Source organism: Paucibacter sp. DJ2R-2 (genome assembly GCF_025717675.1).
GTDB lineage: Bacteria > Pseudomonadota > Gammaproteobacteria > Burkholderiales > Burkholderiaceae_C > Paucibacter_A.
This window is the reverse complement of record NZ_JAJIRT010000006.1, coordinates 83,544-109,655: the sequence shown is the minus strand read 5'-3', so window position 1 is coordinate 109,655 and position 26,112 is coordinate 83,544. Positions and strand designations below refer to the sequence as shown.

At 66.0% G+C, this 26,112-nt stretch carries 18 protein-coding genes; 15 read left to right on the top strand and 3 right to left on the bottom strand.

What is annotated here, in order from left to right; translation table 11 throughout:
* The first annotated feature begins 189 nt into the window (after window positions 1-189).
* Both LNV28_RS15395 and LNV28_RS15390 read left to right on the top strand, forming a co-directional pair.
* Window positions 190-441 carry a YMGG-like glycine zipper-containing protein gene (locus LNV28_RS15395; protein ID WP_263517261.1) on the top strand — a complete coding sequence of 84 codons (252 nt, stop codon included), beginning with the start codon at window positions 190-192 and terminating at the stop codon, window positions 439-441.
* A gap of 7 nt (window positions 442-448) precedes the next feature.
* A complete protein-coding gene (locus LNV28_RS15390) occupies window positions 449-865 on the top strand; it encodes a hypothetical protein (RefSeq protein ID WP_263517260.1) in 417 nt (138 codons plus the stop codon).
* Window positions 866-886: 21 nt separating this feature from the next.
* Here LNV28_RS15390 and LNV28_RS15385 read toward each other — a convergent pair whose 3' ends face one another.
* From LNV28_RS15385 to LNV28_RS15375, 3 genes are all read right to left on the bottom strand, one after another.
* Entirely contained in the window at window positions 887-2,188 is a 1,302-nt protein-coding gene (locus LNV28_RS15385; RefSeq protein ID WP_263517259.1) for an ABC transporter substrate-binding protein, read from the bottom strand.
* 120 nt (window positions 2,189-2,308) lie between these two features.
* On the bottom strand, window positions 2,309-3,790 hold the full coding sequence (locus LNV28_RS15380; protein WP_263517258.1) for a sensor histidine kinase: 1,482 nt from the start codon (window positions 3,788-3,790) through the stop codon (window positions 2,309-2,311).
* Window positions 3,787-4,482, bottom strand: a complete 696-nt coding sequence (locus tag LNV28_RS15375) for a response regulator transcription factor (protein ID WP_263517257.1) — start codon at window positions 4,480-4,482, stop codon at window positions 3,787-3,789. Before LNV28_RS15375 ends, LNV28_RS15380 begins: the two co-directional genes overlap by 4 nt.
* 177 nt (window positions 4,483-4,659) lie before the next feature.
* Between LNV28_RS15375 and LNV28_RS15370 the strand changes: the two genes are divergently transcribed.
* From LNV28_RS15370 to LNV28_RS15310, 13 genes are all read left to right on the top strand, one after another.
* Window positions 4,660-7,431 (top strand): TonB-dependent receptor, encoded by a 2,772-nt coding sequence (locus tag LNV28_RS15370; protein WP_263517256.1) that lies wholly within the window; start codon window positions 4,660-4,662, stop codon window positions 7,429-7,431.
* 88 nt (window positions 7,432-7,519) lie between these two features.
* Entirely contained in the window at window positions 7,520-10,093 is a 2,574-nt protein-coding gene (locus tag LNV28_RS15365; RefSeq protein WP_263517255.1) for a cellulase family glycosylhydrolase, read from the top strand.
* An 83-nt stretch (window positions 10,094-10,176) separates the two neighbouring features.
* Window positions 10,177-12,744 carry a glycoside hydrolase family 3 protein gene (locus LNV28_RS15360; protein ID WP_263517254.1) on the top strand — a complete coding sequence of 856 codons (2,568 nt, stop codon included), beginning with the start codon at window positions 10,177-10,179 and terminating at the stop codon, window positions 12,742-12,744.
* 2 nt (window positions 12,745-12,746) lie between these two features.
* On the top strand, window positions 12,747-14,129 hold the full coding sequence (locus LNV28_RS15355) for a GH1 family beta-glucosidase (protein ID WP_263517253.1): 1,383 nt from the start codon (window positions 12,747-12,749) through the stop codon (window positions 14,127-14,129).
* A complete protein-coding gene (locus LNV28_RS15350) occupies window positions 14,126-15,415 on the top strand; it encodes an ABC transporter substrate-binding protein (RefSeq protein WP_263517252.1) in 1,290 nt (429 codons plus the stop codon). The genes LNV28_RS15355 and LNV28_RS15350 overlap by 4 nt, the downstream gene beginning before the upstream one ends.
* A 13-nt stretch (window positions 15,416-15,428) precedes the next feature.
* The gene (locus LNV28_RS15345) at window positions 15,429-16,340 is read left to right on the top strand and encodes a carbohydrate ABC transporter permease (RefSeq protein WP_263517251.1); all 912 of its coding nucleotides are present in this window, start codon (window positions 15,429-15,431) and stop codon (window positions 16,338-16,340) included.
* Entirely contained in the window at window positions 16,337-17,245 is a 909-nt protein-coding gene (locus LNV28_RS15340; protein ID WP_411969982.1) for a carbohydrate ABC transporter permease, read from the top strand. The genes LNV28_RS15345 and LNV28_RS15340 overlap by 4 nt, the downstream gene beginning before the upstream one ends.
* A gap of 11 nt (window positions 17,246-17,256) precedes the next feature.
* Window positions 17,257-18,366: an ABC transporter ATP-binding protein gene (locus tag LNV28_RS15335; protein ID WP_263568993.1), complete on the top strand. Its 1,110-nt coding sequence runs from the start codon at window positions 17,257-17,259 to the stop codon at window positions 18,364-18,366.
* A gap of 63 nt (window positions 18,367-18,429) precedes the next feature.
* Window positions 18,430-19,953, top strand: a complete 1,524-nt coding sequence (locus tag LNV28_RS15330; RefSeq protein ID WP_263517249.1) for a tryptophan halogenase family protein — start codon at window positions 18,430-18,432, stop codon at window positions 19,951-19,953.
* Between the two features lie 5 nt (window positions 19,954-19,958).
* The gene (locus LNV28_RS15325; protein WP_263517248.1) at window positions 19,959-20,804 is read left to right on the top strand and encodes an endonuclease/exonuclease/phosphatase family protein; all 846 of its coding nucleotides are present in this window, start codon (window positions 19,959-19,961) and stop codon (window positions 20,802-20,804) included.
* Between the two features lie 30 nt (window positions 20,805-20,834).
* On the top strand, window positions 20,835-22,277 hold the full coding sequence (locus LNV28_RS15320; RefSeq protein WP_263568992.1) for a glycoside hydrolase family 30 protein: 1,443 nt from the start codon (window positions 20,835-20,837) through the stop codon (window positions 22,275-22,277).
* Window positions 22,274-24,256 (top strand): sialate O-acetylesterase, encoded by a 1,983-nt coding sequence (locus LNV28_RS15315; protein ID WP_263517246.1) that lies wholly within the window; start codon window positions 22,274-22,276, stop codon window positions 24,254-24,256. Before LNV28_RS15320 ends, LNV28_RS15315 begins: the two co-directional genes overlap by 4 nt.
* A gap of 345 nt (window positions 24,257-24,601) precedes the next feature.
* Window positions 24,602-26,110: a beta-N-acetylhexosaminidase gene (locus tag LNV28_RS15310; RefSeq protein WP_263517245.1), complete on the top strand. Its 1,509-nt coding sequence runs from the start codon at window positions 24,602-24,604 to the stop codon at window positions 26,108-26,110.
* The last annotated feature ends 2 nt before the right edge of the window (window positions 26,111-26,112 follow it).

The window sequence follows — 26,112 nt, the reverse complement described above, 5'->3', positions numbered from 1 at the left end:
TGGCGCGCAATGCGGCTGGGGCAGGCCGGACGAGCCCAGCTTGAGGAAGCTTCGTGCGCGCTGTGTGCTTGGCAGCAGCCCGAGTTCGTTTGCCCCTGTGCGTCCTTGCAGACAGACGAAGCCCGTGCCGCGCCTCAAGCTCTGTGTGCGGCCAATCGGGTCGTTCACTTCTGCGAGGACGGGATGACCATGATGCTGAACTCTCGAACGGGCTGGACACTGCTGCTGGTGCTGAACCTGAGTGCCTGCGCCGGCATGTCGCAGCGGGAACGCGATATGGCAGTCGGTGCGGGGATTGGCGCCGTGGGCGGCTCGGTGCTGACGGGCGGCAGTGCGGTGGGCACAGTCGGCGGGGCCGCGGTGGGGGCGATCGTGGGCAGCGAGCTCGATCGCAACAAGAAGCGCGGCCGCAAGGACCCGCCGGTCCAGGACGCTGAGTGAGCCCGCCATGAGAACCCCTCAAGGCAGCGCACAAACCCTCGCGATCCTGCTGTTGGTGCTAGGCGCCAGCGCCGGCTTGGCGGATCAGTCAAGCCCTCAACAGCAGAAGCAGCAACGCGAGGCCTGTCTAAACGGCAGCAGCGGCCAAGAGCCACGCAGCTGTTTGAAAGAAATGGTGGCCGCGCGAGCAGCGGCGCGCAAGGGCGAGTTGGACAACGGCGAGTCCCCCGCGGCCTTGCGGGCCAACGCCTTGAAGCGCTGCCAACGCCTGGGTGTCGAGGACAAACCGGCCTGCGAAGCACTGGCGCGCCATGAAGGCGAGGTCTCTGGCTCGGTGCGTGGTGGCGGTCAGTTGCGCCAGATCACCGTACGCCAGACCGCGCCACCCAGCCCGGCGGCCGCCTCGTCGGCGAAGCCGCCTTGAGTCGCAGGCCCGAAGCGCGGTTCACTTCGCCCGAGTCGCCTCGACCATTCGCTTCATCGCCTCGGCCGCGCTCATCTTGTCGCTGTTCCAGTACTGGCTCACCGCGTCCTTGAGCGCCCACTCGATGGCCGAGGGCGCCGCCATGCCGTTGGCGATCGAGGGCAGCAAGGAGGCCGATTTGGCGGCGGCGTTGAAGTCCAGGGCCGAGGCCTTGGCGCAGTCGTCGAAACGGTCCATCTTCATCCCCAGGCGCACCGGGATGCTGCCTTTGCTGAGGTTGAAGGCCTCCTGAAACTCGGGCGACATGACGGCGCTGGCCAGGTCTTTCTGCGCCGCGCTGTTGGCGGGGTTCTTGAGCTTGAACATGGCAAAGGAATCGACCACGTAGATGAAGCTCCTGGCCGTGCCCGGCGCCGGCGTGCAGATGAAGCCCTTGCCGGGCAGGCTGCCGGCGGCCAGGAACTCGCCTTTGGCCCAGTCGCCCATCAGCTGCATCGCCGCCTCGCCCTTGATGACCATGGCGGTGGCCAGGTTCCAGTCGCGCCCGGGGGCGTTGCGGTCGGTGTAGGGCTTGATGCGCTTGTAGGTTGTCAGCACCTTCTCCATGGTCGGGCCGCTCAACTCGGCCGCCTCGCGCAGCACAAAGGCCTTGCGGTAGAAATCGGCGCCGCCGACGCCGATGGCCACAGTCTCCAGCAGGGTCAGGTCTTGCCAGCTCTGGCCGCCATGGGCCAGGGCGATCACACCGGCCTTTTTCAGAGTCTCGGCCGCGGCGAAGAACTCGTCCCAGCTGTTGGGCACTTTGGCGCCGGTGCGGGCAAACACTGCCGGGTTGACCCAGAGCCAGTTGACCCGGTGCACATTGACCGGCACGGCGATGTAATCGCCGCGGTACTTCATCTGATCGCTGACCACCTGGGGCAGCAACTCATCCCAGCGTTCGGCCCGGGCCACTTCGTTGATGCTGGTCAGCACGCCCTCGCGCGCCCAGGCTTGCAGCGAAGGCCCTTTGATTTGAGCCGCAGCTGGCGCGTTGCCGGACACCACGCGCGAGCGCAGCACGGTGATGGCGGAATCGCCGCCGCTGCCGGCCACGGCGAAATCCTTCCAGCTGTGGCCCTTGGCCTGCATGCTGGCCTTGAGCGCCAGGGCGGCGCGCGCTTCGCCGCCACTGGTCCACCAGTGCAGCACTTCGATATCGCCGGCCTGCGCCTGGCGAAGCAAGCCCGGCTGCAGCAGCGTGCTCAGCAGCAGGGCCGCCGCCGTCAGCCTGCTGGTGCTGTTGCGGCGGCGACTCGGCCCCAGGGCGGGATTCGGTTTCATTGGCGGGTCCCCATCTGGGGCCAAGTGCCGCGACATGAGAAGAAGCAGCGGCCCTGGCCTCCATTAATTATTAACATGAAATTAACAGTTTGCCTGCTGAATGCACCAGCGGTGAGCGGGCTATCCCTGAATTGCGGCCGGCAGGGTGACCCGCGCGAGGCAGCCCAAGGGTGGCTGGGCTTGCACCGGCCGCAAGGACACGCGGCCGGCATGGCGCTCGACGATCTCGCGCACGATGGCCAGGCCCAGGCCGCAGCCGGTGCCGTCGTGCGTGGCGCGCACAAAGCGTTCGAACACATGCTCGCATTCGCTCTCGGGCAGGCCCGGGCCGTTGTCCTCGACCTCCAGAACCACCTGACCGTCGCTCAGGCTGACGCGCACCGTGACGCTGGCGCCGCGGCCGGCGTAGCGGATGGCGTTGTCGATCAGATTGACCAGCGCCTCGCGCAGCAAGGACTCGAAGCCGCGCACCGGGCAGGGGCTGCGTGGCTCGCCGGATTCGAAGCCGAGGTCGATGCCCGCCGCCAGTGCGCGCGGCACCATCTCGGTCGTCACTTCGCGCGCCAGCTGGCGCAGGTCCAGGGTGCTGCGCGCCTGCTGGCTGGCCGATTCGGGCTCTGCCCGCGCCAGGCTCAGCAACTGATTGACCAGATGGGCGCTGCGCGTGGCGCTGCTGTGCACCAGTTGCAGCCGGGCCTTCAGGGCCGGGGCCTGGGCGTCCAGCAAGGCCAGCTCGGTCTGGCTCTTGAGCCCGGCCAGGGGCGTGCGCAGCTGGTGGGCGGCGTCGCTGATGAAGCGCTTTTGCGCCACCACATTGTGGTTGACCTCGACCAGCAGGCTGTTCATGGCCAGGGCCAAGGAGCGCACCTCGGGCGGCGCGTCGTTGATCTTGATGGGCGTCAGGTCATTGGCGGCGCGGCCTTCGACCTGGCTCTGCAAGACCGCCAGAGGCCGCAGTCCGGTGCGCACGCCGGCCCAGACGATCATGGTCATCAAGGCCATCAGGGCGGACAGGGGCAAGACGGTGTCGAGCAGGATCTGCCGCGCCAAGGCTTCGCGGTTGGTGCTGGAGCGGGCCACCTGGACCAGCATGCTTTGGCCCGGCGAATCGGGCGTGCCATAACGCAGCAGCAGGGCGGCGACGCGCAGGCGCTGCGGTTCTTCGGTCTTGGCGGGGCCGCAGGCCGGGCTGTCGGCCGCGCTGCCGGTGCCGCCTTCGTCGTTGGCGGCCAGCTTGCCGTTGTAGAAAAAGGGCTCGCCATAGACCGGCTTGGCGCCGCGCGGCAGCGGCGGCAAATTGCGGTTGCCGAGGATGAACTGGCCGGGCGGCATGCTGACGGTGTAGAGAACGCGGTCGCTGGGGTCGGCCTCCAGGATGTCTTGCGCGGCACGCGGGAAGTCGATGAACAGGCCGTTGTCCAGGGGTTTGACCTGGCGCGCCAGGGTGCGCGAGGTCTGCGAGAGGCTGGCGTCGATGGTGGTGTTGGCGTAGTGTTCGGCCAGCTTGTAGGTGAACAGCGCGGCTGCCAGCCACAGCACCACCTGGGGCATCAAGAGCCAGACGAAGAGCTGGCGGTGCAGGGAGCGCGCGCTGGTGCTCATGGCGCGGCGGGCGCTCCGCCGGCACTGCTGTCGGCCTCCAGCAGATAGCCCAGGCCGCGCACGGTGCGAATCTGCAGTCCCGAGCCTTCCAGCTTGCGGCGCAGGCGGTGGATGTAGACCTCGACCGAATTGCCGCCGCCGTTCTCGCCGCGGTCCTGCGCCCAAGCGGCCACGATCTGCTCCTTGGTGACCACGCGGTCGCGCTCTTGCAGCAGCAGGTCCAGCAGCAGCCACTCTCGCGGGCTCAGCTCCAGCGCCTCGCCTTGCACGCTGGCGCGGCGGGCGGCGCGGTCGAAATTCAGCTGTGCCAGGTCCTGGCCTGCCGCCAACGGCCGGCCGCGGCGCAGCAGAGCGTGCAGGCGCGCTTGCAGCTCCGGGAAGTCAAAGGGTTTGGTCAGGTAATCGTCGGCGCCGGCGTTCAGGCCCGAGACCCGGTCGTCGAGGCTGTCCAGCGCCGTCAGCACCAGCACCGGCAGGCCGCGCCGTGCAGCGCGCAGGCGCTTGAGCACGGTCAGGCCGTCCACCATGGGCAGGCCCAGGTCGAGGATGGCGATGTCGTAGCTGTTCTTGAGCAGGAGGTACTCGGCCACCGCGCCATTGGGCGCGTGTTCCACCTCGAAGCCGCTGCGCCGCAATTGCACGGTCAGGGCATCGGCCAGGATGGCATCGTCTTCGGCAAGCAAGAGGTTCATGGCGGCGGGCAGCTGGAGGGTGGTGATTTCATCAATTCAAGGGTTAATACCGAATTAATGAAGCATTAACATCGTTAAGAATCCGTTTCAGTTTCAGCGATTCATAACAGGTCAGTGTAATGTCCGATCGCTGTTGCCTCAGCCTTGCCCAAGGTCAGTCACAGGAGACAAACCGACATGAACCATTCCAAGCAATACAGCAGCGTGTGCCGGCGCACCTCGGCTTTGCAGATCAGCCCGGTCGCCGCCGCTTGCGTGACCTTGCTGATCGCGGCGCAGTCCGCGCAGGCTCAGGTGGCTGCGGCGCCCGCAACGCCTGTAGCGACGAAAGCCGAGAGCGCCCAGCAGTTGGAGACCGTGGTCGTCAGCGGCATCCGCCGCGGCATCGAGGCTTCGGTCGCATCCAAGCGCAATGCCGACTCCATCGTCGAGGTGATCTCGGCCGAGGACATCGGCAAGCTGCCTGACGTCAGCATCGCGGAGTCGCTCTCGCGTCTGCCTGGCCTGACGGCGCAGCGCGTCGACGGCCGCGCCCAAGGCATCCAGGTGCGGGGCTTGGCGGGCAATTACGCCGGCACCTTGCTCAATGGCCGCGAAATGGTCAGCACCAGCGACAACCGCGGTGTGGAGTTCGACCAGTTTCCGTCCGAGCTGCTCAGCGCCGTCAAGGTCTACAAGACACCGGACGCCAGCCTGGTCGGCCAGGGCCTGGCCGGCACCATCGACATGCAGACCGTGCGCCCGCTCAATTTCGGCGGCCGCCAGCTGGTCATGAACGCCCGCGCTGAACGCAACTCCAACGGCCAGGTCACGCCCGGCCCCGGTGCCAGCGGCAACCGCCTGAGCGCGTCCTATATCGACCAGTTCGCCGACCGCACCATCGGTTTGGCCATTGGCTTCGCCCACCTCGATTCGCCGGGGCAAGAGACCCATTACAAATCCTGGTGGTGGGCCGACACCGGCCCATGGGGCGACCAGGTGCCCGGCGTGCCCAAGGGTGTGGCGACCTTGAACGGCTTCGAAGATACCGTCACCGCGTCCAAGCAGGTGCGGGACGGCTTGATGGCCGCACTCGAATACAAGCCCAATGACCAGTTCCACAGCGTGCTGGACCTGTACTACAGCAAGTTCAAGCAGGAACGCAATTACCGCGGCCTGATGTCCAACCTCGGCGCCACCTGGTCGGCGGCCACCGAGCCGCAGTACTCGAACGTCAAAGTGGGCGAGATCAACGGCGATCAGTTCGTGACCAGCGCCACGGTGGGCAATCTGAAGCCGGTTCATCTGAGCCAGCACAACACCCGCGACGACGACATCGCCGCCGTCGGCTGGAACAACAAATGGAAGCTGGGCGACAACTGGGTGGCCGTGGCCGACCTCAGCTACTCGCGCGCCAAGCGCCAAGAGCAGTTCATGGAGCTGAGCGCCGGTGCGCCCGGCACCACCTCGCTGGGCATCGATGTGCAGACCGGCAGCGGCATCTCGCAGGTCAGCACCCAGTTCAACTACGGCGACGCCAGCAAGCTGCTGCTCAGCGACCCGGGCGGCTGGGGCCGTGACGGCCGCAGCAACTACCCGATGTCGAACGACGAGATCAAGGCCCTGCGCCTGTCGGCCAAACGCGATTTGACCGGCTTCTTCAGCAGCGTGGAGTTGGGGCTGAACCTCAACGAGCGCAGCAAAGACGTCGACATGATGGAGTACCAGCTCAATCTGAAGAACGGTCGTGCGCCGATCGCGGTGCCCGCCAGTTTCTTGCTGGGCAACAGCTCGCTGGCCTTTGGCGGCATTCCGGCCATCGTGTCCTATGACGTGATGGGCGTGAAGGATGCGCTCTACACCCAGACCGAAATCGGTGCGGACCAGACCTTCGCGCGCCATTACGGTGTGTCCGAAAAGGTCAATACGGCCTATGTGCAGGGCAATATCGACTCCAGCTTGTTCGGCTATCCGCTGCGCGGCAACGTGGGCCTGCAATATGTGCGCACCCAGCAAGAGTCCGACGGCTTTGTCTGGGATGGAAGCAAGGCCGTGCCCATCACCGGCGGCACCAGCTATGGCCGCATGCTGCCCAGTTTGAACCTGGTGTCCGAGCTGCCCGCGAACACCATCGTGCGCTTCGGCCTGGCGCGTTCCAACGCCCGCCCGCGCATGAATGACATGCGTGCCGGCTTCACCGGCGTCGGCGTCGACGCGACCACCAAGACCTGGAACGGCAGCGGCGGCAACCCGACGCTCAAGCCCTGGTTGGCGGATTCGGTGGACCTGTCCTTCGAAAAGTACATCGGCAAGCGCAGCTACCTGTCCTACGCGATCTTCCACAAGCATCTGCTCAACTTCATCGGCTCGGGCACGGTGCAGTACGACTTCACCGGCTTCCCCAACACCGGCAAGCCGCCCGTCGTGCCGACCAGCAATATCGGCAACCTGACCACCTTGCAAAACGGCAACGGCGGCATGGTGGCGGGCTTTGAAGTCGCCGCATCGCTGGAGGCAGCAATGCTGACGCCAATCTTGGACGGCTTCGGCGTGGTGGCCAGCTACTCGAAGACACGCAGCAACCTCAATGACGATGGCTTCAAGAACGGCATCGACGGCCTCTCCGGCGTGGTGCGCAGCCTGACGGGCTACTACGAGAAGCACGGCTTCTCGGCCCGCATCAGCCAGCGCTACCGCTCGGACTACAGCGCCAAGACCCGCGGCATCTTCTACTCCGAGGCGATCAGCAACATCAACTCGGAGACGGTGACCGATATGCAGATCGGCTACAGCTTCGAGACCGGCAGCCTCAAGGGCCTGGGTTTGCTGCTGCAGGTCAACAACCTGACCGACGAGCCCTATCGCACCAGCGTCAGCGTCGGCAATGCCAAGAACCCGGACAACCTGATGCCCGAGCGCTACACGACCTACGGCCGCCAAGTCTTGCTGGGCGCGAGCTACAAGTTCTGACGCCAGCCGGTAGGTGTACGACCCGCCAGCGCCTCCCGGCGCTGGCGCTTTCTGATGGCTGCACGCTGGACAGAGAACTGGGATCCCCATGTCACTGAATTTCGCTCGCAAACATGTCGCCGCAGTCCAGGGCTTCATTCCCGCCTGGTGCTTGCTGGCCGTTCTGGCCTTGTCGGCCTGTGGTGGCTCGTCTTCGGGCGGCACACCGCCGGCCCCGGTCCCGACGCCGCCGCCGGCGGAAGAGGGGCTGACCCTGCTGCGCAGCCAAGGCGCGCAATGGGTCAAGGCCAGCGGCACGCCGGTCGCCCTCAAGGGCAGCAATCTGGGCAACTGGCTGGTCCAGGAGTTCTGGATGATGGACCAGGGCGCCGCCGGCGTGGTGGACCAATGCACGCTGGAGGCCAAGCTGAGCCAGCGTTTCGGTGACGCGGAAAAAGACCGGTTGATCGCTCTGTTTCGCGACAACTGGATGAAAGAGCGCGACTGGGATCAGCTCAAGGCCTTCGGCTTCAACATCGTGCGCCTGCCGATTCTCTGGAGCGTGATCGAGGATGAAAAAAAGCCCAAGACCCTGCGCGCCGATGCCTGGAAATACCTGGACTGGTCGATTGCCGAGGCCAAGAAGCGCGGCATCTACGTGATCCTCGATCTGCACGGTGCCCTCGGTGGCCAAACCCCCAATGACCACACCGGCTGCTCTGGCCAGAACAAGTACTGGAGCAGCAGCGAGTACCAGGACCGCACGCGCTGGCTCTGGGAGCAGATCGCCACCCGCTACAAGGACGAGCCGGTGGTGGCCGCCTACGACCCGCTCAACGAGCCCTGGGGCTCAACGCCGGAAGACATGGCCACACGTGTCACCGAGCTCTACCAGACCATACGCAAGATCGACAGCAAGCACATCGTCATGCTGCCCAGTCACTACGGCAATATCGAGGTCTACGGCGACCCGGCGGCCAAGGGCATGAGCAATGTGGCTTTCGAGCTGCACCCCTATCCCGGCCTCTTCGGAGACCGGCCGAACGATAGCGCCTACGACATCCACCGCGATTGGCTGCGCTGCGGCCCGCAAGGGCAGGGCGGCATCTGTGAGTGGAGCAAGAAGATCACCGCCCTCAAGACGCCGCTGTTGATGGGTGAGTTCCAGCCCTGGCAGGGCGCCGGCCTGGAGCTGGGCGGGAAGATCGGCCGCGCGACCTACGACAGCTATGCGGCCAAGGGCTTTGCCGCAACCAGTTGGTCCTACAAGATCGTCAGCGCCCAGGGCGGCCATGGCCGCGGCAGCTGGGGCTTGGTGACCAACGCTGTAGACAGCAGCAAGGACGGCGGCCTGGGCCTGCTGGCCAAGGCCAGCAGCTGGGACTGCGCCGGCTGGAACAGCAGCCTGGCCACGGCCTGCGCGCGCAGCCCGGGCACGATCAAGATCGGCGGCAGCGGTGCCAAGACCTACTACCTGGTCGTCAAGACCGGCGCCACCGGCAATGGCCGGCCCGATGTCAGCTATGACAAGCTCAGCCTGGTGAACGAAGCCAGCAAGGCCGAGATGCTGAGCAACGGTGAGTTCGGCAGCAGCAATGGCTGGACCCCACTGAACATCAGCGGCAGCCTGGGCCTGGACTTCAACGCCCGCAACAGCAGCCAAATACCGACGGGCGGCGAGGGCGCGGTGCTGCGCGTCACCCGGCCTGCCGGCGTGAGCGGGGACATCAATGGTGCGGTCTACCAGGCGGTGACCCTGCAAGGCGGCCAGAGCTACCGTTTCAACGGTGTGTTCAAGGACAACGGCAGCGTGGAAAGCTGGGCCGAGGTCTATCTGCTGGCCCAGCCGCCGGTGAACGGGCAGGATGTCGTCGAGCCCAGCGGCAAGCTGGACTTCAACACGGCGTCCCTGGCCGAGATCGAAGCCCTGTTCAAGAGCTTTGGCACGCAGGCTTTGGAGCCTCATCCGGGCTTGCTGCAGCAGTTGAAAGGCACGGGCACCACGCTCTACACCTTGCCCGCACGTCCGACCGGGCTCAAGCTCAGCACCAGCAGTGCCGGCGTCAGCCTGAGCTGGGCGGCCAATGCCGAAGCGGACCTCAGCGGCTACAAGGTCTATCGCAGCACCCAGCCCGGCGACAGCGCCAAGGCGGTGCTGCTGGCCGAGGGCTTGAAAACCCCGGCCTATGTCGACAGCACAGCCCAGCCCGGTCAGCGCTACTTCTACACCGTGGCCGCGACCGACCCTGAGGATGAAAGCTATCGCAGCGATGAGCTCGGCAGCAACAGCGAGGCGATCGCCTTGCCGGCCCGCATCGAGGCCGAGGCCTACACCGCCATGTCCGGCATCCAGCTGGAGGACTGCAGCGATGTGGGCGGCGGCAAGAATGTGGGCCACTTCGAGCCCGATCGCTTCATCGAGTTCAAGGTCTCGGTGGCCAGCGCGGCCAACTTCGTCATCGACTACCGCCTGGCCTCGGCCAACGGCAGCACCGGCTTCGAAGTCTGGCTGGGCGAGAGCAAGCTGGACAGCCAGGCAGTGCCCAACACCGGTGGCTGGCAGACCTGGAAGACCTACAGCAGCCCGGTGATCCGCATCCCGGCCGGCACGCACAGCCTGCGCATCAAGTCGATCGGCAAGGAATGGAACATCAACTACATCGAGGTGAAGGCCGCGAACTGAGGGTAAGGCGCCATAGGGAACAGCCGGGGTCTGCCCGGATACTCCAGACGAGCACCTGAACGCGACTTTTGAGGGAAAGAACCATGCATCCAGCCCCAGCCCCAGCCCCTGTCCGTCGGCATGTGCCAAGCCTCTTGGCTTGCGCGGCCGCCTTGTTCTGCGCCACCGGCCCGGCCGAGGCTGCGCCGCGCCTGCTGAAAGACTGGCCCGCCGTGAAAAGCGCCGTCTTCGCCGACCCGGCCATGGAGGCGCGCATCCGGGCCATCGTCGCCGGCATGAGCCTGGCGGAGAAGGTCGGGCAGATGACCCAGCCCGAGATCAAGTACATCACGCCCGAGGAGGCGGGCCGTTATCACATAGGCTCGGTGCTCAATGGCGGCGGCGCCTGGCCGGGCAACAAGCGCGAGGCTTCGGTGGCCGAGTGGGTGGCCCTGTCCCAGGCTTACCACGAGGCCTTGATTGCCAGCGGCGCGCGCACGCCCATTCCCATCATCTGGGGCACGGATGCCGTGCACGGCCATGGCAATGTGCGTGGCGCCACCTTGTTCCCGCACAACATCGGCCTGGGTGCCGCGGGTGACGCGGCCTTGGTGGAAGAGATCGGCGCGGCCACGGCGCGCGCGGTGCGCGCCACCGGCATCCAGTGGGTGTTCGCGCCGACGCTGGCCGTGGCACAGGATGCGCGCTGGGGCCGCACCTATGAGAGCTTTTCCGCCGACCCCATGGTGGTGGCGCGCCTGGGTGCCGCATCGGTGCGCGGTCTGCAAGGCCGGCTCGGCGACAGCAGCCGGGTGGTAGCCACGGCCAAGCATTTCATCGGCGACGGCAGCACCGAGTTCGGCCGCGACCAGGGCCACAGCCTGGTCAGCCGATCGCAGATGATCAATGTGCACGGCCAAGGCTATTACGCCACGCTGGCGACCGGTGTGCAGACGGTCATGGCCTCCTTCCACAGCTGGACCGATGTGGCTGCCAAGCCGGGTGCCCAGGACTACGGCAAGATGCACGGCAGCCATGAGCTGCTGACCGTGGCTTTGAAGCAGAAGATGGGTTTTGACGGCTTGGTCGTGTCCGACTGGAACGGCATCAGCCAGGTGCCCGGTTGCCGAGACAGCAGCTGCCCGCAGGCCATCAAGGCCGGCATCGACATGGTGATGGTCCCCGAGGACTGGCGTGCCTTCATCCAGAACACCATCGCCCAGGTCGAGCGCGGTGAGATCCCAATGTCGCGCATCGACGATGCGGTGACGCGCATCCTGCGCGTCAAGCTGCGCGCCGGCCTGTTCGAGACCTCGCCGCGCCAAAGCGTGGTGGCCGGTAGACCTGAGGCCTTGCTGGCCCGCGATTTGGCTCGCCGTGCCGTGCGCCAGACCCTGGTGCTGCTGAAGAACGAGCGCGGCGCGCTGCCGCTGGCCCAAGGCAAGCGCATTCTGGTGGTCGGCAAGAGCGCCGACAGCCTGGCCAACCAGGCCGGTGGCTGGAGCATGACCTGGCAGGGCACGGACACGCAGAACGCCGACTTCCCGGCTTCGCAGTCCATCTTGTCGGGCATTCGTGAGCTTGCCGGCGCGGCGCATGTGAGCTTCAGCGCCGATGGCGCCGGTGTGGACCCGCGCCAGTTCGATGCCGTCATCGCTGTTATCGGCGAGACCCCCTACGCCGAAGGGGTGGGCGACATCTCGCCCTCCAGCACCCTGCAGCACAGCCGGCGCTACCCGGAAGATCTGGCCGTGCTGCGCGCCGTCAGCGGCCGCGGTGTGCCGGTGATCAGCGTCTTCCTGAGTGGCCGCACGGTCTACGCGAATGACTTGCTCAACCTGTCCGATGCCTTCGTCGCCGCCTGGTTGCCGGGCAGCGAAGGTGCGGGCGTGGCCGATCTCTTGTTCAAGAACGCGGCCGGTCAGCCGGCGCAGGACTTCCGCGCCAAGCTGCCCTTTGCCTGGCCCTCGGCGCCCTGCGTCAGCGCCAAGAGCCCACCCTTGTTCAAGCCGGGCTATGGCCTCAGCTATGCCAAGCCGGGTGCCGTGCGGCAGCTGCCGGTCAGCGAGCGCAGCGGCGGCTGCGATGTCTCCAAAGAGCTGTTGATCTTCCGCCAGACGGGGCAGGGCCCGTACCAGATGCATGTGGGCAGCCCCAGCGGCGCTTGGCCCAATCGCGGCCTCGGCTCCGACCTCAATGCAGTGCTGGAAGCCCCGGCCGAACAACCAGCGATCCGGGTCTCGACCACCCAGATCAACACCCAGCAAGATGCCAAGCGCCTGGTCTGGATGGGCCCGGCCACCTTCCACATCGGCTCCAACCAGCAAGCTGATCTGACCGTCTACCCCGCACCTGCTCTGGTGTTTGACCTGCTGCCGGAGCAGGCGCCGCAGCGCCCCGTGCGCCTGCGCATGGAATGCGGCCCGGGCTGTGGCGGCACGCTGGATCTGCAGCGCGTGATCAGCGCTTTGCCCACCGGGCAGCGCCACAGCCTGAAGATCCCGCTCGCCTGCTTCGCCGCCCAAGGTGCGGACCTGAGCCGCATCGGCGCGCCCTTCAGCCTGACGGCCGACGCTCCGTTTGCCGCCGCCTTCGCCAACATCCGCGTGCGTGCCGGCGCGGCCCAAGAGCCCGATGCTTTGAGCTGCACCCAATTTTCTCCCGCTCCCTGACCATGAATTTCAAGACCGACCCCAGCCACAGCGGCGCCAGCGTTCTGCGCCGCGACTTTCCCAGCGATTTCCGCTGGGGCTGTTCCACCTCCTCTTACCAGATCGAAGGCGCGGCGCAGGAAGACGGCCGTGGCGAATCCATCTGGGACCGTTTCTGCAGCGAACCCGGCCGCATCCGCGACGGCAGCAGCGGCGCCGTCGCCTGTGACCACTACCACCGCTGGCCCGAAGACCTGGACATGGCAAAGCAGCTGGGCGTGAATGCCTACCGCTTCTCCATCGCCTGGCCGCGCCTGTTGCCGCAGGGCCGCGGTGCCGTCAATGAAAAGGGTTTGGATTACTATTCCCGCCTGGTCGACGGCATGCTGGAGCGCGGCCTGCAACCCTGGGCCACGCTCTACCACTGGGACCTGCCGCAGGCCCTGCAGGAGCAGGGCGGTTGGGCCAACCGGGCCACGGTCGACGCCTTCCTCGAGTACACGGAACTGGTGACGCGCCGCCTGGGTGACCGGGTCAAGCACTGGATCACCCACAACGAACCGTATTGCACCGCCTTCCTCGGCAACTTCGAAGGCAACCATGCGCCGGGCCTGAAGGACCACAAGACCGCCTTGCTGGTCTGCCACCACCTGCTGCTCTCGCATGGCCGCGCCGTGCCGCTGATCAAGCGCATGGTTCCTGGCGCGCAAGTCGGCATCACCCTGAGCCTGCACCCGATCTCGCCGGCCAGCGACAGCGCCGAGGATGCCGCCGCCGCGATCCGCCACGACGGCCTGCGCAACCGCTGGTTCCTGGACCCGCTACACGGCCGCGGCTACCCCGAGGATGTGCTGGCCTTGCTGGGTTCGGATGCGCCGCAGCTGCTCAGCAATGATCTGCGCGAGATTGCCACGCCCACCGATTTCCTGGGCGTCAATTACTACTTCCCTGAGCGGATAGAAAACGCCCCGGGCTTGGCGCCCATCGCCACCCGCGTGGTCGAGACGCCCGGCGTGGAGCGCACCGCCTTCGGCTGGGAGGTGGACCCGGAAGGCATGGTCACCCTGCTGACCCGCATCCAGCGCGACTACGCGCCGTCCTGCGTCTACCTGACCGAGAACGGTTCGACCTTCGAGGACGAGATGTTGCCCGATGGCCGTGTTGAGGATGTGCAGCGCCGCAGCTATCTGCAGCGCCATCTGGCCGCCGCCCAGCGCGCCATGGCGGCCGGCGTGCCCTTGAAAGGTTATTTCGCCTGGAGCCTGCTCGACAACTTTGAATGGGCCGAGGGCTATCTGCGCCGCTTCGGTTTGAGCTACGTCGACTTTGAAACCCAGCAACGTACCCTGAAGGCCAGCGGCCAGTGGTATGCCCAGTTCCTGCAGCCTGGAGAGGCGGACCGATGAAACACGCGAACCATGTCTGGGGCAAGCTGGCCCTTTTGCTCGCCGCGACTGCCACTCTCGCTGGCGCTGCCGCAGCGGCCCAGGCGCAGACCAAGCCGGCTGCTGCGCCTGCTGCAGCACCGCTGAAGGCCGAAGTCATCCACTGGTGGACCTCGGGCGGCGAGTCGGCCGCCGTCAAGGCCCTGGCCGACGCCTACAGCGCCGCCGGTGGCGCCTGGAAGGACACGGCCGTGGCCTTGGGCGAGCAGGCACGCTCGGTGGCGATCAACCGCATCATCGGCGGCAACCCGCCGACCGCCGCCCAGTTCAATACCTCCAAGCAGTTCCTCGATGTGGTGGACCAGGGCTTGCTGAACAACATCGACGAGGCCGCCGCCGCCGGCAAATGGGAGCAGGTCCTGCCCGAGACGGTGCTCAAGGTCATCAAAGTCAAGGGCCATTTCTATGCCGCGCCGGTCAACATCCACATGCCGGCCTGGATCTGGACCTCCAAGGCCGCCTTCAAGAAGGCTGGCATCGCGGCCGAGCCCAAGACCATGGACGAGCTCTTTGCCGCGCTCGACAAGCTCAAGGCTGCGGGCCTGATCGGCCTGGCCCATGGCGGCCAGCCTTGGCAAGACAACACGGTGTTTGCCGCCGTGCTCAGCAACGTCGGCGGCCGCGAGCTCTACCTCAAGGTCATGCGCGACCGCGACCCCAAGGCCATCATGTCACCCGAGTTCAAGAACGTGCTGCTGAGCTTCAAACGCTTGCAGTCCTATGTGGACAAGGGCTCGCCGGGCCGGAACTGGAACGATGCCACCGCCTTGCTGATCAATGGCAAGGCCGGTGTGCAGTTCATGGGCGACTGGGCCAAGGGCGAATTCGCCCTGGCCAAACAGGAAGCCGGGCGCGACTATGGCTGCATCGCCGGCTTCGGCCCCAACTCGCCCTACATCATCCAGGGTGATGTCTTGGTCTTCCCCAAGACCAACCTGCCCGAGGCCATCAAGGCGCAGAAGCTGCTGGCCACCGTGGCCACCTCACCGGCCACGCAGATTGCCTTCAGCATCAAGAAGGGTTCGATCCCGGCGCGCAGCGATGTCGATGCCAGCCAGCTCGATTTCTGCGGCCAGCAGGGCGTGGCCATCATGAAGGACAAGTCGCGGCACCTGGGCAATGGCGAGGTCTACCTGACGCCGGATCAAAACGGCGCCATGCAGGACATCGTCACCGCTTACTGGAACCGCAACATCCCGGTCGAGAAAGTGCAGAAAGACCTGATCTCTGCGCTCAACAGCAACTGATGGCCAGCCACTGATGTCGAGCAAACCACGGCTTTCAATCTTTCGCAGGCTCACACCCTGGGCGGCCTTGCTGCCCATGGCGCTGACAGTGCTGCTGGGCTACCTCGGTGCGGTGCTGTGGAGCCTGCGCGTTTCGCTGAGCAGCTCACGCACCTTCCCCAAGGACGACTTCGTCGGCCTGGCCCAGTACGAGCGCCTGTTCGGCAACGAGCGCTGGCTGCTCTCGCTCGAGAACCTGGCCGTTTACGGTCTGCTCTTTATCCTGGCCTGCATGGTGATCGGCTTCTTGCTGGCCGTGTTCATCGACCAGAAGGTGCGTGGCGAAGGGCTTTTGCGCACCATCTTTCTTTATCCCTACGCCATGTCCTTCGTGGCCACCGGCCTGGTCTGGCAGTGGGTGCTCAATCCCACCGACGGCATCCAGCAGGCGGTGCGGCAGATGGGCTTCGAGAACTTCACCTTCGACTGGATCATCGACCAGGACAAGGTCATCTACACCGTGGTGATTGCCTCGGTCTGGCAGGCCTCGGGCCTGGTGATGGCCCTGCTGCTGGCCGGCCTGCGCGGCATCGATGAGGACATCTGGAAGGCCGCCCGCATCGACGGCATCAAGCCCTGGCGTGTCTACCTGTCCATCGTCCTGCCCATGCTCGGCGCTTCGTTCGCCACGGTCTTCGTGCTGCTCTTCACTGCGGCGGTCAAGGTGTTCGATGCCGTGGCGGCCATGACCCAGGGCGGGCCCGGCACGGCCAGCGATGTGCCGGCCAAATTCATCATGGACCACCTCTTTGGCCGCGCCAATGTGGCCCTGGCCTCGGCCGGCGCCATCGTGCTGCTGCTGACGGTGCTGGCCCTGGTGGCGCCGTTTTTCTACGCCCGCAGCCGTGCTCGAAGCAACGGGGCGATGAAGGGGAAGGGCGCATGAGCCACTCAGCCATTGCAATGAAAGCCCAAGCGGCCCGTCGCGCTCAGGCGCGGGGGCGCTTCAATCCGGCCCGCTGGGGCATCTATGCCTTCTTGTTGACCGCGGCCCTGTTTTTCCTGGCCCCGCTCTACATCATGCTGGTCACCTCCTTCAAGACCATGGAGGAGATCCGCCTGGGCCAGCTTTTCGCCCTGCCCATGGCGGCCACGCTGGAGCCCTGGCGTGCGGCCTGGAGCGAGGTCTGCACGGGGGTGTCCTGCGAGGGCATCAGCGCCGGTTTCTGGAACTCGGTCGCCATCGTCGTGCCCAGCACCATCCTGCCGGTCTTGATCGGCGCCTTGAACGGCTACGCGCTGAGTTTCTGGCGGCCACGCGGCGCCAATGTGCTGTTCGGCATCCTGATGCTGGGCGCCTTCATTCCCGTGCAGGTGATGATTTACCCGCTGGTCAAGGTGATGGCGGCCGTGGGCCTCTACAGCTCGCTGCCCGGCATCGTGGCCGTGCATCTGATCTTCAGCATGCCGGTGATGACCTTGCTGTTCCGCAACTACTACAGCGCCATCCCGCAGGAGTTGTTCAAGGCGGCGCGCATCGACGGCGGCGGCTTCTGGCGCATCTTTGTCCAGCTGATGCTGCCCATGTCCACGCCCATCATCGTGGTCGCGGCCATCATGCAGGTGACCGGGGTCTGGAATGACTACATCCTCGGCCTGGTCTTCGCCGGCCGCGAGCATCTGCCGATGACGGTGCAGCTGAACAACGTCATCAACACCACCACGGGCGAGCGGCTCTACAACGTGAACATGGCGGCCACCATCCTCACCTCCATGGTGCCGCTGCTGGTCTATTTCGTCTCCGGACGCTGGTTTGTGCGCGGCATTGCGGCCGGCGCGGTCAAAGGTTGATTGAGAGAACAATGATGACAACGACGAGCCCACAGCCCAAGAGTGGCGTCAGCATCCGCGACCTGTGCATTCGCTTCGACGGCAACGAGGTCATCAAGGGCCTGAATCTGGAAATTCATGAGGGCGAGTTCCTGGTCTTGCTCGGCCCCTCGGGTTGCGGCAAGTCCACCTTGCTGCACAGCATTGCCGGGCTGACGGAGTTCGAGAGCATCGCCGAAGGCACCGTGGAAATTGGCGGTCAGGACATGACCTTCGCCGACCCCAGCGAGCGCGGCATTGGCATGGTGTTCCAGTCCTATGCCCTCTACCCGACCATGACGGTGGAGAAGAATATGTCCTTCGGCTTGCGCGTCGGCGGCTGCCCCAAGGACGAGGTGCAGCGCCGCGTGCAGCGGGTGGCGGCGATGTTGCAGCTGGAGGCCTTGCTGCAGCGCAAGCCAGCGCAGCTGTCGGGCGGCCAGCGCCAGCGCGTGGCCATCGGCCGTGCGCTGGTGCGCGAGGCCGCGGTGCTGCTGTTCGACGAGCCCTTGTCCAATTTGGATGCCAAGCTGCGCGGCGAACTGCGCCGCGAGTTGAAGCTGCTGCACAAGACGCTCGGCTCGACCATGATCTACGTCACCCATGACCAGGTCGAGGCCATGACCCTGGCCAGCCGCATTGTGGTGATGCGCGCAGGGGTGATCCAGCAGATCGGCGCGCCGACCGAGGTCTATGAGCGCCCCGCCAATTTGTTTGTCGCCGGCTTTCTGGGCGCACCGGGCATGAATTTCGTGGCCGGCAAGCTGTTGCGCCATGCCAGCGGCGGTCTGTCCCTGGCCGGTGGCTTGAACGTCGACTTGACGAACTACCCCTTTCAGCAGGCCCCGCAGCATCAGCAGGAGGTGCTGCTGGGCATACGGCCCGAGCATGTGCGCCTCGACCCGGGCGGTGCCTGGTTGGGCTCGGTGCACCTGATTGAGCCCATGGGCAACCATCAGGTGGTCTGGCTCAAGTCGGGCAGCCAGCTGCTGGCGGCCATCGTCGAAGACCATGTGCAGTTGCAGCCCGATCAGGAGCTGGGCTTCGACCTGGACCTGGCCCGCGCTTCCCTGTTCGATCAGCGCAGCGAACAGCGTCTCTGAGGCGCCGCGTTCTTCTGCCCCCTTTTTGACACTTCTCATGCCAGGTCTGGCGGAGCTGTTCCCATGAGCGTACACACCTTGCGCCGCATCGTCATTGCGGGCGGCGGCACCGCGGGTTGGATGAGCGCTGCGGCGCTGTCCACGCTGCTGCCGGCGGACTGCCAGATCCATCTGGTCGAATCGGAGGAGATCGGCAGCATCGGCGTCGGCGAAGCCACCATCCCGAACATCAAGAATTTCAATGCCGCCCTGGGCATCGATGAGAACGAGTTCATCCGAGCCACGCAAGGCACCTTCAAGCTGGGCATCGAATTCGTCAACTGGGGGGCTTTGGGCGAGCGCTACATCCATGGCTTCGGCAGCTTCGGCCAGGACTTCGGTCGGGTCGGCTTCTACCAGCAATGGCTGCGCCTGCGCCGCGAAGGCCTGGTGAGCGAGCTGGGCGACTACTCGATCAACACCGCAGCGCCACGCCAGGCCAAGTTCATGCGCGCCCGGCCCGAGATGGCCGGCTCGCCCTTGGCGGACATTGCCAGCGCCTATCAGTTTGACGCCGCGCTCTATGCCCGCTTCCTGCGTCGCCTGGCCGAGCAGCGCGGCGTGATCCGAACCGAGGGCAGGGTGGTTGAGGTGCAGCGGGCCGGCGGGCAGGGCCATCTCAGCGCCTTGCTGCTGGACAGCGGGGAACGGATTGAAGGCGACTTCTTCCTCGACTGCACCGGCATGCGGGCCCTGCTGATGGCTCAGACCATGAAGGTCGGCTATGAGGACTGGTCGCATTGGCTGCCTTGTGACCGGGCGGTCGCCGTGCCCAGTGAATCGGCCGGGCCGCTGCTGCCCATGACCCGGGCCACGGCGCACGATGCCGGCTGGCAGTGGCGCATCCCGCTGCAGCATCGCGTCGGCAACGGCCATGTTTACGCCAGCACCTTCACCACCGATGCGCAAGCGCAGGACCTGCTGCTGCAGCATCTCGACGGCAAACCCCTGGCCGAGCCGAGGCTGATCCATTTCCAGCCGGGCCGGCGTGAGCTGGCCTGGCACCTGAACTGCGTGGCGATTGGCCTGGCAGGCGGGTTTCTGGAACCCCTGGAGTCGACCAGCATCCACCTGATCCAGACGGCGCTGGCGCGCCTGATCAGCCTGTTCCCGCACCGCGGTTTCGATGCGGCCGAGCGGGCCGAGTACAACCGCCAGACCCAGTTCGAATACGAGCGCATCCGCGACTTCATCATCCTGCACTACAAGGCCACGGCGCGGGACGATTCTCCGTTCTGGGACCACTGCCGCCAGATGGAAGTGCCGGCCACGCTGCAGCACAAGATGGACCTCTACCGCAGCAACGGCCGCATCGTCCGCGAGGGCGATGAGCTGTTTGCCGAACTCAGCTGGCTGCAGGTCATGAATGGCCAAGGCATACGGCCGCAGGGCTACCACCCGCTGGCCGAGCAAACGCCCAAGGCTGAAGCCCTGGAGCTGATGGTGCATGTGAAACAGGTGATCGCCCGCTGCGTGCAGGCCATGCCCACCCAGGCCGCCTATATCGCCGAACATTGTCAGGCCGCCAGGCCAGGGAGCAGCGTATGAGATGGATGTTGGCAGTCCTTGCCATGGTGGGCCTGCTGGCCTGCAATGTGAGTGCAGCGGCCGGGGGCGGCCTTAGCCCCAGCTTCCACATCGCCAGCTACAACCTGCGCCTGAATCTGGCCTCTGACGGCCCTAACGCCTGGCCCAAGCGTGCTGAGGCCGTCAAGGCCTTGATCCGCTACCACGAGTTCGATGTCTTCGGCACCCAGGAAGGCCTGCCCGAGCAGATCGACGAGCTGGCCCGCATGGACGAGTTTGCCCATGTCGGCGTGGGCCGCGACGACGGCAAGCGGGCCGGCGAGCACTCGGCCATCTTCTATCGCAAAGCCCGCTTCGAGGCGCTGAGCCAGGGCGACTTCTGGCTCAGCCAGACACCTGAAGTGCCGTCCAAGGGCTGGGACGCGCGCTGCTGCAACCGTCTGGCCAGCTGGGTGCAGCTGCGCGACCGCGAAAGCCAGCGCCGCTTCTATGTTTTCTCGGTGCACTTCGACCACGAGGGCGAGCTGGCGCGCAAGGAATCGGCCCAGCTGCTGCTGCGCAAAGTCAAGGAGATCGCGGGCACGGCCCCGGTGTTCTGCCTCGGCGACTTCAACTCCACGCCCGAGACCGAGCAGATCCAGCGCATGCAGGCCGCGCTGCGCGACGCCTACCTCGTCAGCCAGAGCCCGCCCTACGGCCCTTTGGGCACTTTCAATGGTTTCAAGATCGATGCCGAGATGAAGGCGCGCATCGACTACGTCTTCGTCAGCGCCGGCATCTCGGTGCTCAAGTACGGCGTGCTCAGCGATTCGCTGTCCGGCCGCTTCCCTTCCGATCACCACCCGCTGCTGCTGCGCGTGCGGCTGGATTGAACCTCCACCTTTTCTGTCGGATTGCTTTTCATGACCTTCAACATTCTTCGCCATCGACTCGCCCCTTGCGCGCTTTTGTGGGCAGCATGGGCCAGCATCGGAGCGGCCCAGGCGGCCGACACCGCCTCGTCCTGGCAGACCCGTGCTGACCGCACGCGTTTGCTCGCCCGCGAGCCCGATAGCCAGTTCAAAGCGGGGCAAAAGGCCTTGCCCTTGCACATCGAAGTCGATGCCGGCCAGCGCTTCCAGACCATGGAGGGCTTTGGCGCCGCCATCAGCGATGCCTCGGCCTGGCTGATCCAGCAGCGCATGAGCGAGCCGCAGCGGCGCGCTTTGTTGGCCGAGCTGTTTGGCCGGGGCCCGGCCGGCATCGGTTTCGACCTCAGCCGGCTGACCATAGGCGGCTCGGACTTTTCGCGCAGCCACTACAGCTACCTCGACCTGCCTCCCGGCCAAACCGATATGAGCTTGGCGGGCTTCTCCATCGAGCCCAATCGCGCCGATGTGCTGCCGGTGGTCAAGGCGGCGCTGGCCGTCAACCCGCAGTTGCAGTTGATGGCCTCGCCCTGGAGCGCTCCGGGCTGGATGAAACAGACCGACAGCCTGATCAAGGGCCGCCTGAAGCCTGAGATGTACGGCGTGTTCTCCGAATACCTGGTCCGTTATGTCGACGCTTTCGCGGCCGAAGGCGTGCCCATCTTCGCGCTGACGGTCCAGAACGAGCCCCACCACGAGCCGGACGACTACCCCGGCATGCTCGTGGACCCGGCCGAGCGTGCAGCCTTGGTCGGCCAGCATCTGGGCCCCTTGCTGGCTCAGCGTGGCATGAAGACCCAGCTGATCGAATGGGACCACAACTGGGATGAAGTCAAATCGCCGCTGGCCGTGCTGGCCGATCCGGTGGCGCGGCGCTATGTGTCGGGCGTGGGCTGGCATTGCTATGCCGGCGATGTGCAGGCCCAGACCGTGGTCCATGAGGCCCACCCCGACAAGGACACCTGGTTCACCGAATGCTCGGGCGGGGAGTGGGCGCCCGAGTGGCACAAGACCCTGCCCTGGATGATGAAGAATCTGGTCATCGGCAGCACCCGCGGCTGGGCCAAGGGCGTGCTGATGTGGAACCTGGCCCTCGATGAAAACTACGGGCCCCATCTGGGCGGCTGCAAGGACTGCCGTGGCGTGGTCACCATCAACTCCAAGACCGGCGCCGTCACCCGCAATATCGAGTATTACGCCTTGGGCCATGCCAGCAAGTTCGTGCGTCGCGGCGCCCAGCGCATTGCTTCGCCGGCCCAGGTTGGCGGTATGGACACGGTGGCGTTTCGCAATGCCGATGACGGCTCGATCGCCCTGATCGTCAGCAATGGCGAGGCACACAACCGCCGCTTCACGGTCGGCAGCGGCGCGCGCCGATTTGCCTACACCTTGCCCAAGCACAGCGTGGTCACTTTCACCTGGGCGGGCCAGCCATGAACTGGCGCGCGGCCACGCTGCTGGCTTGCTTGGCCGGACTGAGTACTGCGGTCCAGGCCGAGGTTCGGCTGCATGGGCTGTTCGGCGAGCATATGGTCTTGCAGCGCGAGGCGCCGATTCCCGTGTGGGGTTGGGCTGCGCCGGGCGAAACCGTGCGGCTGCAGTTTCGCGGCCAAAGCCAGACCGTGCAGGCCGATGCTGAGGGACGGTGGCGCGTGCGCCTCAAGCCTGAGGCGGCCGGCGGGCCGCACACCCTGAGGGTCAGCGGGAGTCGCAGCGCCAAGGCCTTGGTGCTGGCCGATGTGCTGGTGGGCGAGGTCTGGCTGTGCTCGGGCCAGTCGAATATGGAATGGGCCTTGCGTGATTCGCTGGACGGCCCGGCCGAGGCTGCCGCTGCGCGCGACGATGGCATACGCCACTTCAAAGTCGCTCACCGCGCCGCCCTGCAGCCGCAGGACGACATCGCCCCCGCGGCCTGGCAGCCCGCTACTGCCGCCCATGCGGCCGAGTTCAGCGCTGTGGCTTACCACTTTGCCAAGCGCCTGCGCCGTGAACTGGGCGTGCCGGTGGGGCTGCTCAATGTGTCCTGGGGCGGCACTCAGATCGAAGCCTGGATGAGCCCCGCGGCCTTGAAGACCTTGGCCGATATCGCGCCGCTGCTGGAAGCGCCTCTGCCCAGCTCCGAGCGAGACTTCGTGGCCCAGCAAGAGGCCCGCATGCTGCGCCGGGTGAAGGCCTGGCAGGGCACAGGCCCGGCCGGTGCCGCAGAGGCCGAAACCTGGGCCAATCCGGACCTGGACGACAGGGCCTGGTCGAGTCTGCACGCCCCCGGCATCTGGGAAACCCAGGGTCTGGAGAACCTGGACGGCAAGATCTGGTATCGCAAGACCCTGCAGCTGAGCCCGGCCCAGGCTGCGGCCCCCGAGGCTGTGCTGCATCTCGCTCAGGTGGACGACTGCGATGAGACCTTTGTCAACGGCCAGCCCGTGGGCGGCCAGTGTGGCTGGGACCGGCCGCGCGGCTACCGGTTGCCGGCCGGCCTCCTGCGCGCAGGCGCCAATGTGATCGCCGTGCGTGTCACGGACCAGGGCATGGGCGGCGGCATCCACGGTACGCCCGAGCAGCTGCGCCTGCATTTGGGAGTGAGAGAGGGCGTGCAAGACCTGACCCTGGCCGGCTCCTGGCAAGCCCGTGTCGAATCCCTGCTCGACAAAACCGAGCCCGGTCCGAACGAGCTGCCTTCGCTTTTGTTCAACGGCATGCTGCATCCGGTTCAGGGCTTTGGCCTGCGCGGCATGCTCTGGTACCAGGGCGAAAGCAATGTGGCCCGCGCAGCCCAGTACGAGCGCCTCTTGCCCGCCTTCATCAGCGACCTGCGCGCCCGCTGGGGGCAGGGCGACTTCCCCTTCCATCTGGTCCAGATCGCGGCGGAGAGCCCGGCGGCGCTCAACACCCTGAGCGGCAGCGCCTGGGCCGAATTGCGCGAGGCCCAGACCCAGGCACTGCGTTTGCCCCACACTGGTTTGGTGGTGACCAGCGATGTGGCCGATGACGGCAATCTCCACCCGCGCAACAAGCAGGTGGTCGGTGAACGCCTGGCAGGCCTGGCCCTGCAGCAGAGCGGCAAGAGGAAAACCTGGCAAGCGCAAGGCCCGGTTTACCGTAGCATGAAGCGGCGCGGCCGCGAGTTGGAGTTGCGCTTTGATCATGCGGGGACGGGCTTGTTGAGCACGGGCGCTGCGCTGCAGGGCTTCACCATCGCCGATGCCTCGGGCCAGTTCCAGCCTGCCCAGGCCAGAATCGTCGGGCAAACGGTGCGCGTGCATCACGATGCAATCCAACACCCGGTGGCTGTCCGTTTTGGCTGGGTGGACAACCCGCAGCACAACAACTTGTTCAACCGTGCGGGTCTGCCGGCGGTGCCCTTCCGCACAGACCGGTGGCCGCGTCTGACGGAGCAAGCGCACTATGTGTTCTGAGCCAGGCATTCATCGCTGAGCTTGCTGTGATCGAGGTCCAGGGTCTGAGGAGTCATCCCAGCGCCGGGTCAAGTTCGATCGCTCGCAGGGGGGCGCATGCCGGCGATAGGATGCCGCAGCGTGGCGGAATGCCCGTGCACTTTCGCCCCGAGCTTGGGGCCTGTTTCAGGGAACATTTCATACATGCGTTTTGATGGTTCATTGCCCGCGTTCCGGGCTCGCTGTACCCAGGCCCGGCGGGCCTTGCCATGGCTGCTGAGTGTGTGTCTTGGCCTGCCCCTGGCGGGCCAGGCTGAGCAAGTCGCTGCCACGCCCAAGCCGGTGCCGATTCCACTGAGCGCTCTGGTGCCCCAACCCCAAGCGGTGACGACTCAGGCGGAGCAAGCGCCTTTCATCCTGAATGCCCAGGTGTTTGTGCAAAGTACGGAGGCCTTGAGTGTGCCGGCCCGGGTCCTGGCGCAAAGCTTGGATTTGCACATGCTGCCAACAGGGGCCGCGCCTGCGAGCGGCGCCACACGCATTCGCTTCGAACAGCTGAGCCTGGACAGCAAGGTGAGCGGTGCTTACCGCCTGAAGATTGGCAGCGAAGAAGTCCTCATCCAGGCCGCTGAGCCCAGCGGCGCGTTTTACGCAACGCAGACGCTGCTGCAGCTCTTGCCTCAAGAGGCCAAGCGGACGCTCAGCGCTGGCCGTTTCGAGCTGCCGGCCGCAGACATCAGCGACGCCCCGCGCTTTGAGTGGCGCGGCATCATGGTGGACGTGGCGCGTCACTTCCATGATGTGAAGCGCGTCAAAGGCGTCATTGATCAAATGGCCCTCTACAAGCTCAACCGCCTGCATCTGCACCTCAGCGACGACCAGGGCTGGCGTTTGGCCATCAAGGCCTACCCGAAGCTGAGCACAGTGGGCGGGCGCGGCGATCATTCGCGCCCCGATGCGCCGGCGCAGTTCTACAGCGCTGACGACATCCGCAGCATCGTCAGGTACGCCGCCGAGCGCTATATCGAGGTGGTTCCCGAGATCGACATGCCCGGCCACAGCGGCGCGGCGGCGCGTGCCTACCCGGAGTATTTCGACGGCCTCGTGACCTTCAATCCCGCCAAGCCCGAGACCTACCATTTCATCGACACCGTGCTGGGCGAACTGGCCGCGCTGTTCCCGGGGCGCTACATCCACTTTGGCGGCGATGAAGTCTGGGTGGAGAAGACCCGCTGGGCGCAGATGCCCGAGGTCGTGGCCATGGCGCAAGACCTGACCCCTGCGGGCCAAGCGCCGCAGATGAAGTTTGTCGAGGCTGAGTTCGCGCGCCGCATGGTTCAGCTGATCCAAAAGCACCAGCGGGTGCCGATCGCTTGGGATGAGGTGATCGCCGCCGGCTTGCGCGAGGGCATGGTTGTGCAGTGGTGGCGCATGGACCACCCGGAAGCGGTGCTGACCGCACTGAACCAAGGCCAGTCGGTGATTCTGTCGCCTTCGGACCGAATGTATTTGGACTACGCCGCCGGCCTGGGTGAACCGGGCGCACCCTGGGAGGGCAATACCGGCGGCCCGGTGTCGGTCGAGAAGATCGTGGCCTGGGAGCCCATGCCTGAAGGCCTGGGCGAGGCGCAGCGGCAGCGGGTCCTGGGCATCGAGGCTCCGCTGTGGACCGAGAACGTGCGCAGCGAAGCGTACCTGCAGTTCATGCTCTACCCGCGCCTGGCGGCCGTGGCCGAGGTGGCTTGGCGCCAGCAGGCTAGGTCGGAGCCCAAAGCCTTTGTGAAACGTCTGGCGCCGCATATTGCGCGCTGGAAGGCCCAGGGCCTCAATGTGCGGGGCGGCCTGGCAGACGCCCACCAGTACCGCCTGCACTGAGC

Coding starts and splice junctions, on each gene's coding strand:
- LNV28_RS15395 (WP_263517261.1), top strand. CDS start 190: ATGATGCTGAACTCTCGAACGGGCTGGACACTGCTGCTGGTGCTGAAC.
- LNV28_RS15390 (WP_263517260.1), top strand. CDS start 449: ATGAGAACCCCTCAAGGCAGCGCACAAACCCTCGCGATCCTGCTGTTG.
- LNV28_RS15385 (WP_263517259.1), bottom strand. CDS start 2,188: ATGAAACCGAATCCCGCCCTGGGGCCGAGTCGCCGCCGCAACAGCACC.
- LNV28_RS15380 (WP_263517258.1), bottom strand. CDS start 3,790: ATGAGCACCAGCGCGCGCTCCCTGCACCGCCAGCTCTTCGTCTGGCTC.
- LNV28_RS15375 (WP_263517257.1), bottom strand. CDS start 4,482: ATGAACCTCTTGCTTGCCGAAGACGATGCCATCCTGGCCGATGCCCTG.
- LNV28_RS15370 (WP_263517256.1), top strand. CDS start 4,660: ATGAACCATTCCAAGCAATACAGCAGCGTGTGCCGGCGCACCTCGGCT.
- LNV28_RS15365 (WP_263517255.1), top strand. CDS start 7,520: ATGTCACTGAATTTCGCTCGCAAACATGTCGCCGCAGTCCAGGGCTTC.
- LNV28_RS15360 (WP_263517254.1), top strand. CDS start 10,177: ATGCATCCAGCCCCAGCCCCAGCCCCTGTCCGTCGGCATGTGCCAAGC.
- LNV28_RS15355 (WP_263517253.1), top strand. CDS start 12,747: ATGAATTTCAAGACCGACCCCAGCCACAGCGGCGCCAGCGTTCTGCGC.
- LNV28_RS15350 (WP_263517252.1), top strand. CDS start 14,126: ATGAAACACGCGAACCATGTCTGGGGCAAGCTGGCCCTTTTGCTCGCC.
- LNV28_RS15345 (WP_263517251.1), top strand. CDS start 15,429: ATGTCGAGCAAACCACGGCTTTCAATCTTTCGCAGGCTCACACCCTGG.
- LNV28_RS15340 (WP_411969982.1), top strand. CDS start 16,337: ATGAGCCACTCAGCCATTGCAATGAAAGCCCAAGCGGCCCGTCGCGCT.
- LNV28_RS15335 (WP_263568993.1), top strand. CDS start 17,257: ATGATGACAACGACGAGCCCACAGCCCAAGAGTGGCGTCAGCATCCGC.
- LNV28_RS15330 (WP_263517249.1), top strand. CDS start 18,430: ATGAGCGTACACACCTTGCGCCGCATCGTCATTGCGGGCGGCGGCACC.
- LNV28_RS15325 (WP_263517248.1), top strand. CDS start 19,959: ATGTTGGCAGTCCTTGCCATGGTGGGCCTGCTGGCCTGCAATGTGAGT.
- LNV28_RS15320 (WP_263568992.1), top strand. CDS start 20,835: ATGACCTTCAACATTCTTCGCCATCGACTCGCCCCTTGCGCGCTTTTG.
- LNV28_RS15315 (WP_263517246.1), top strand. CDS start 22,274: ATGAACTGGCGCGCGGCCACGCTGCTGGCTTGCTTGGCCGGACTGAGT.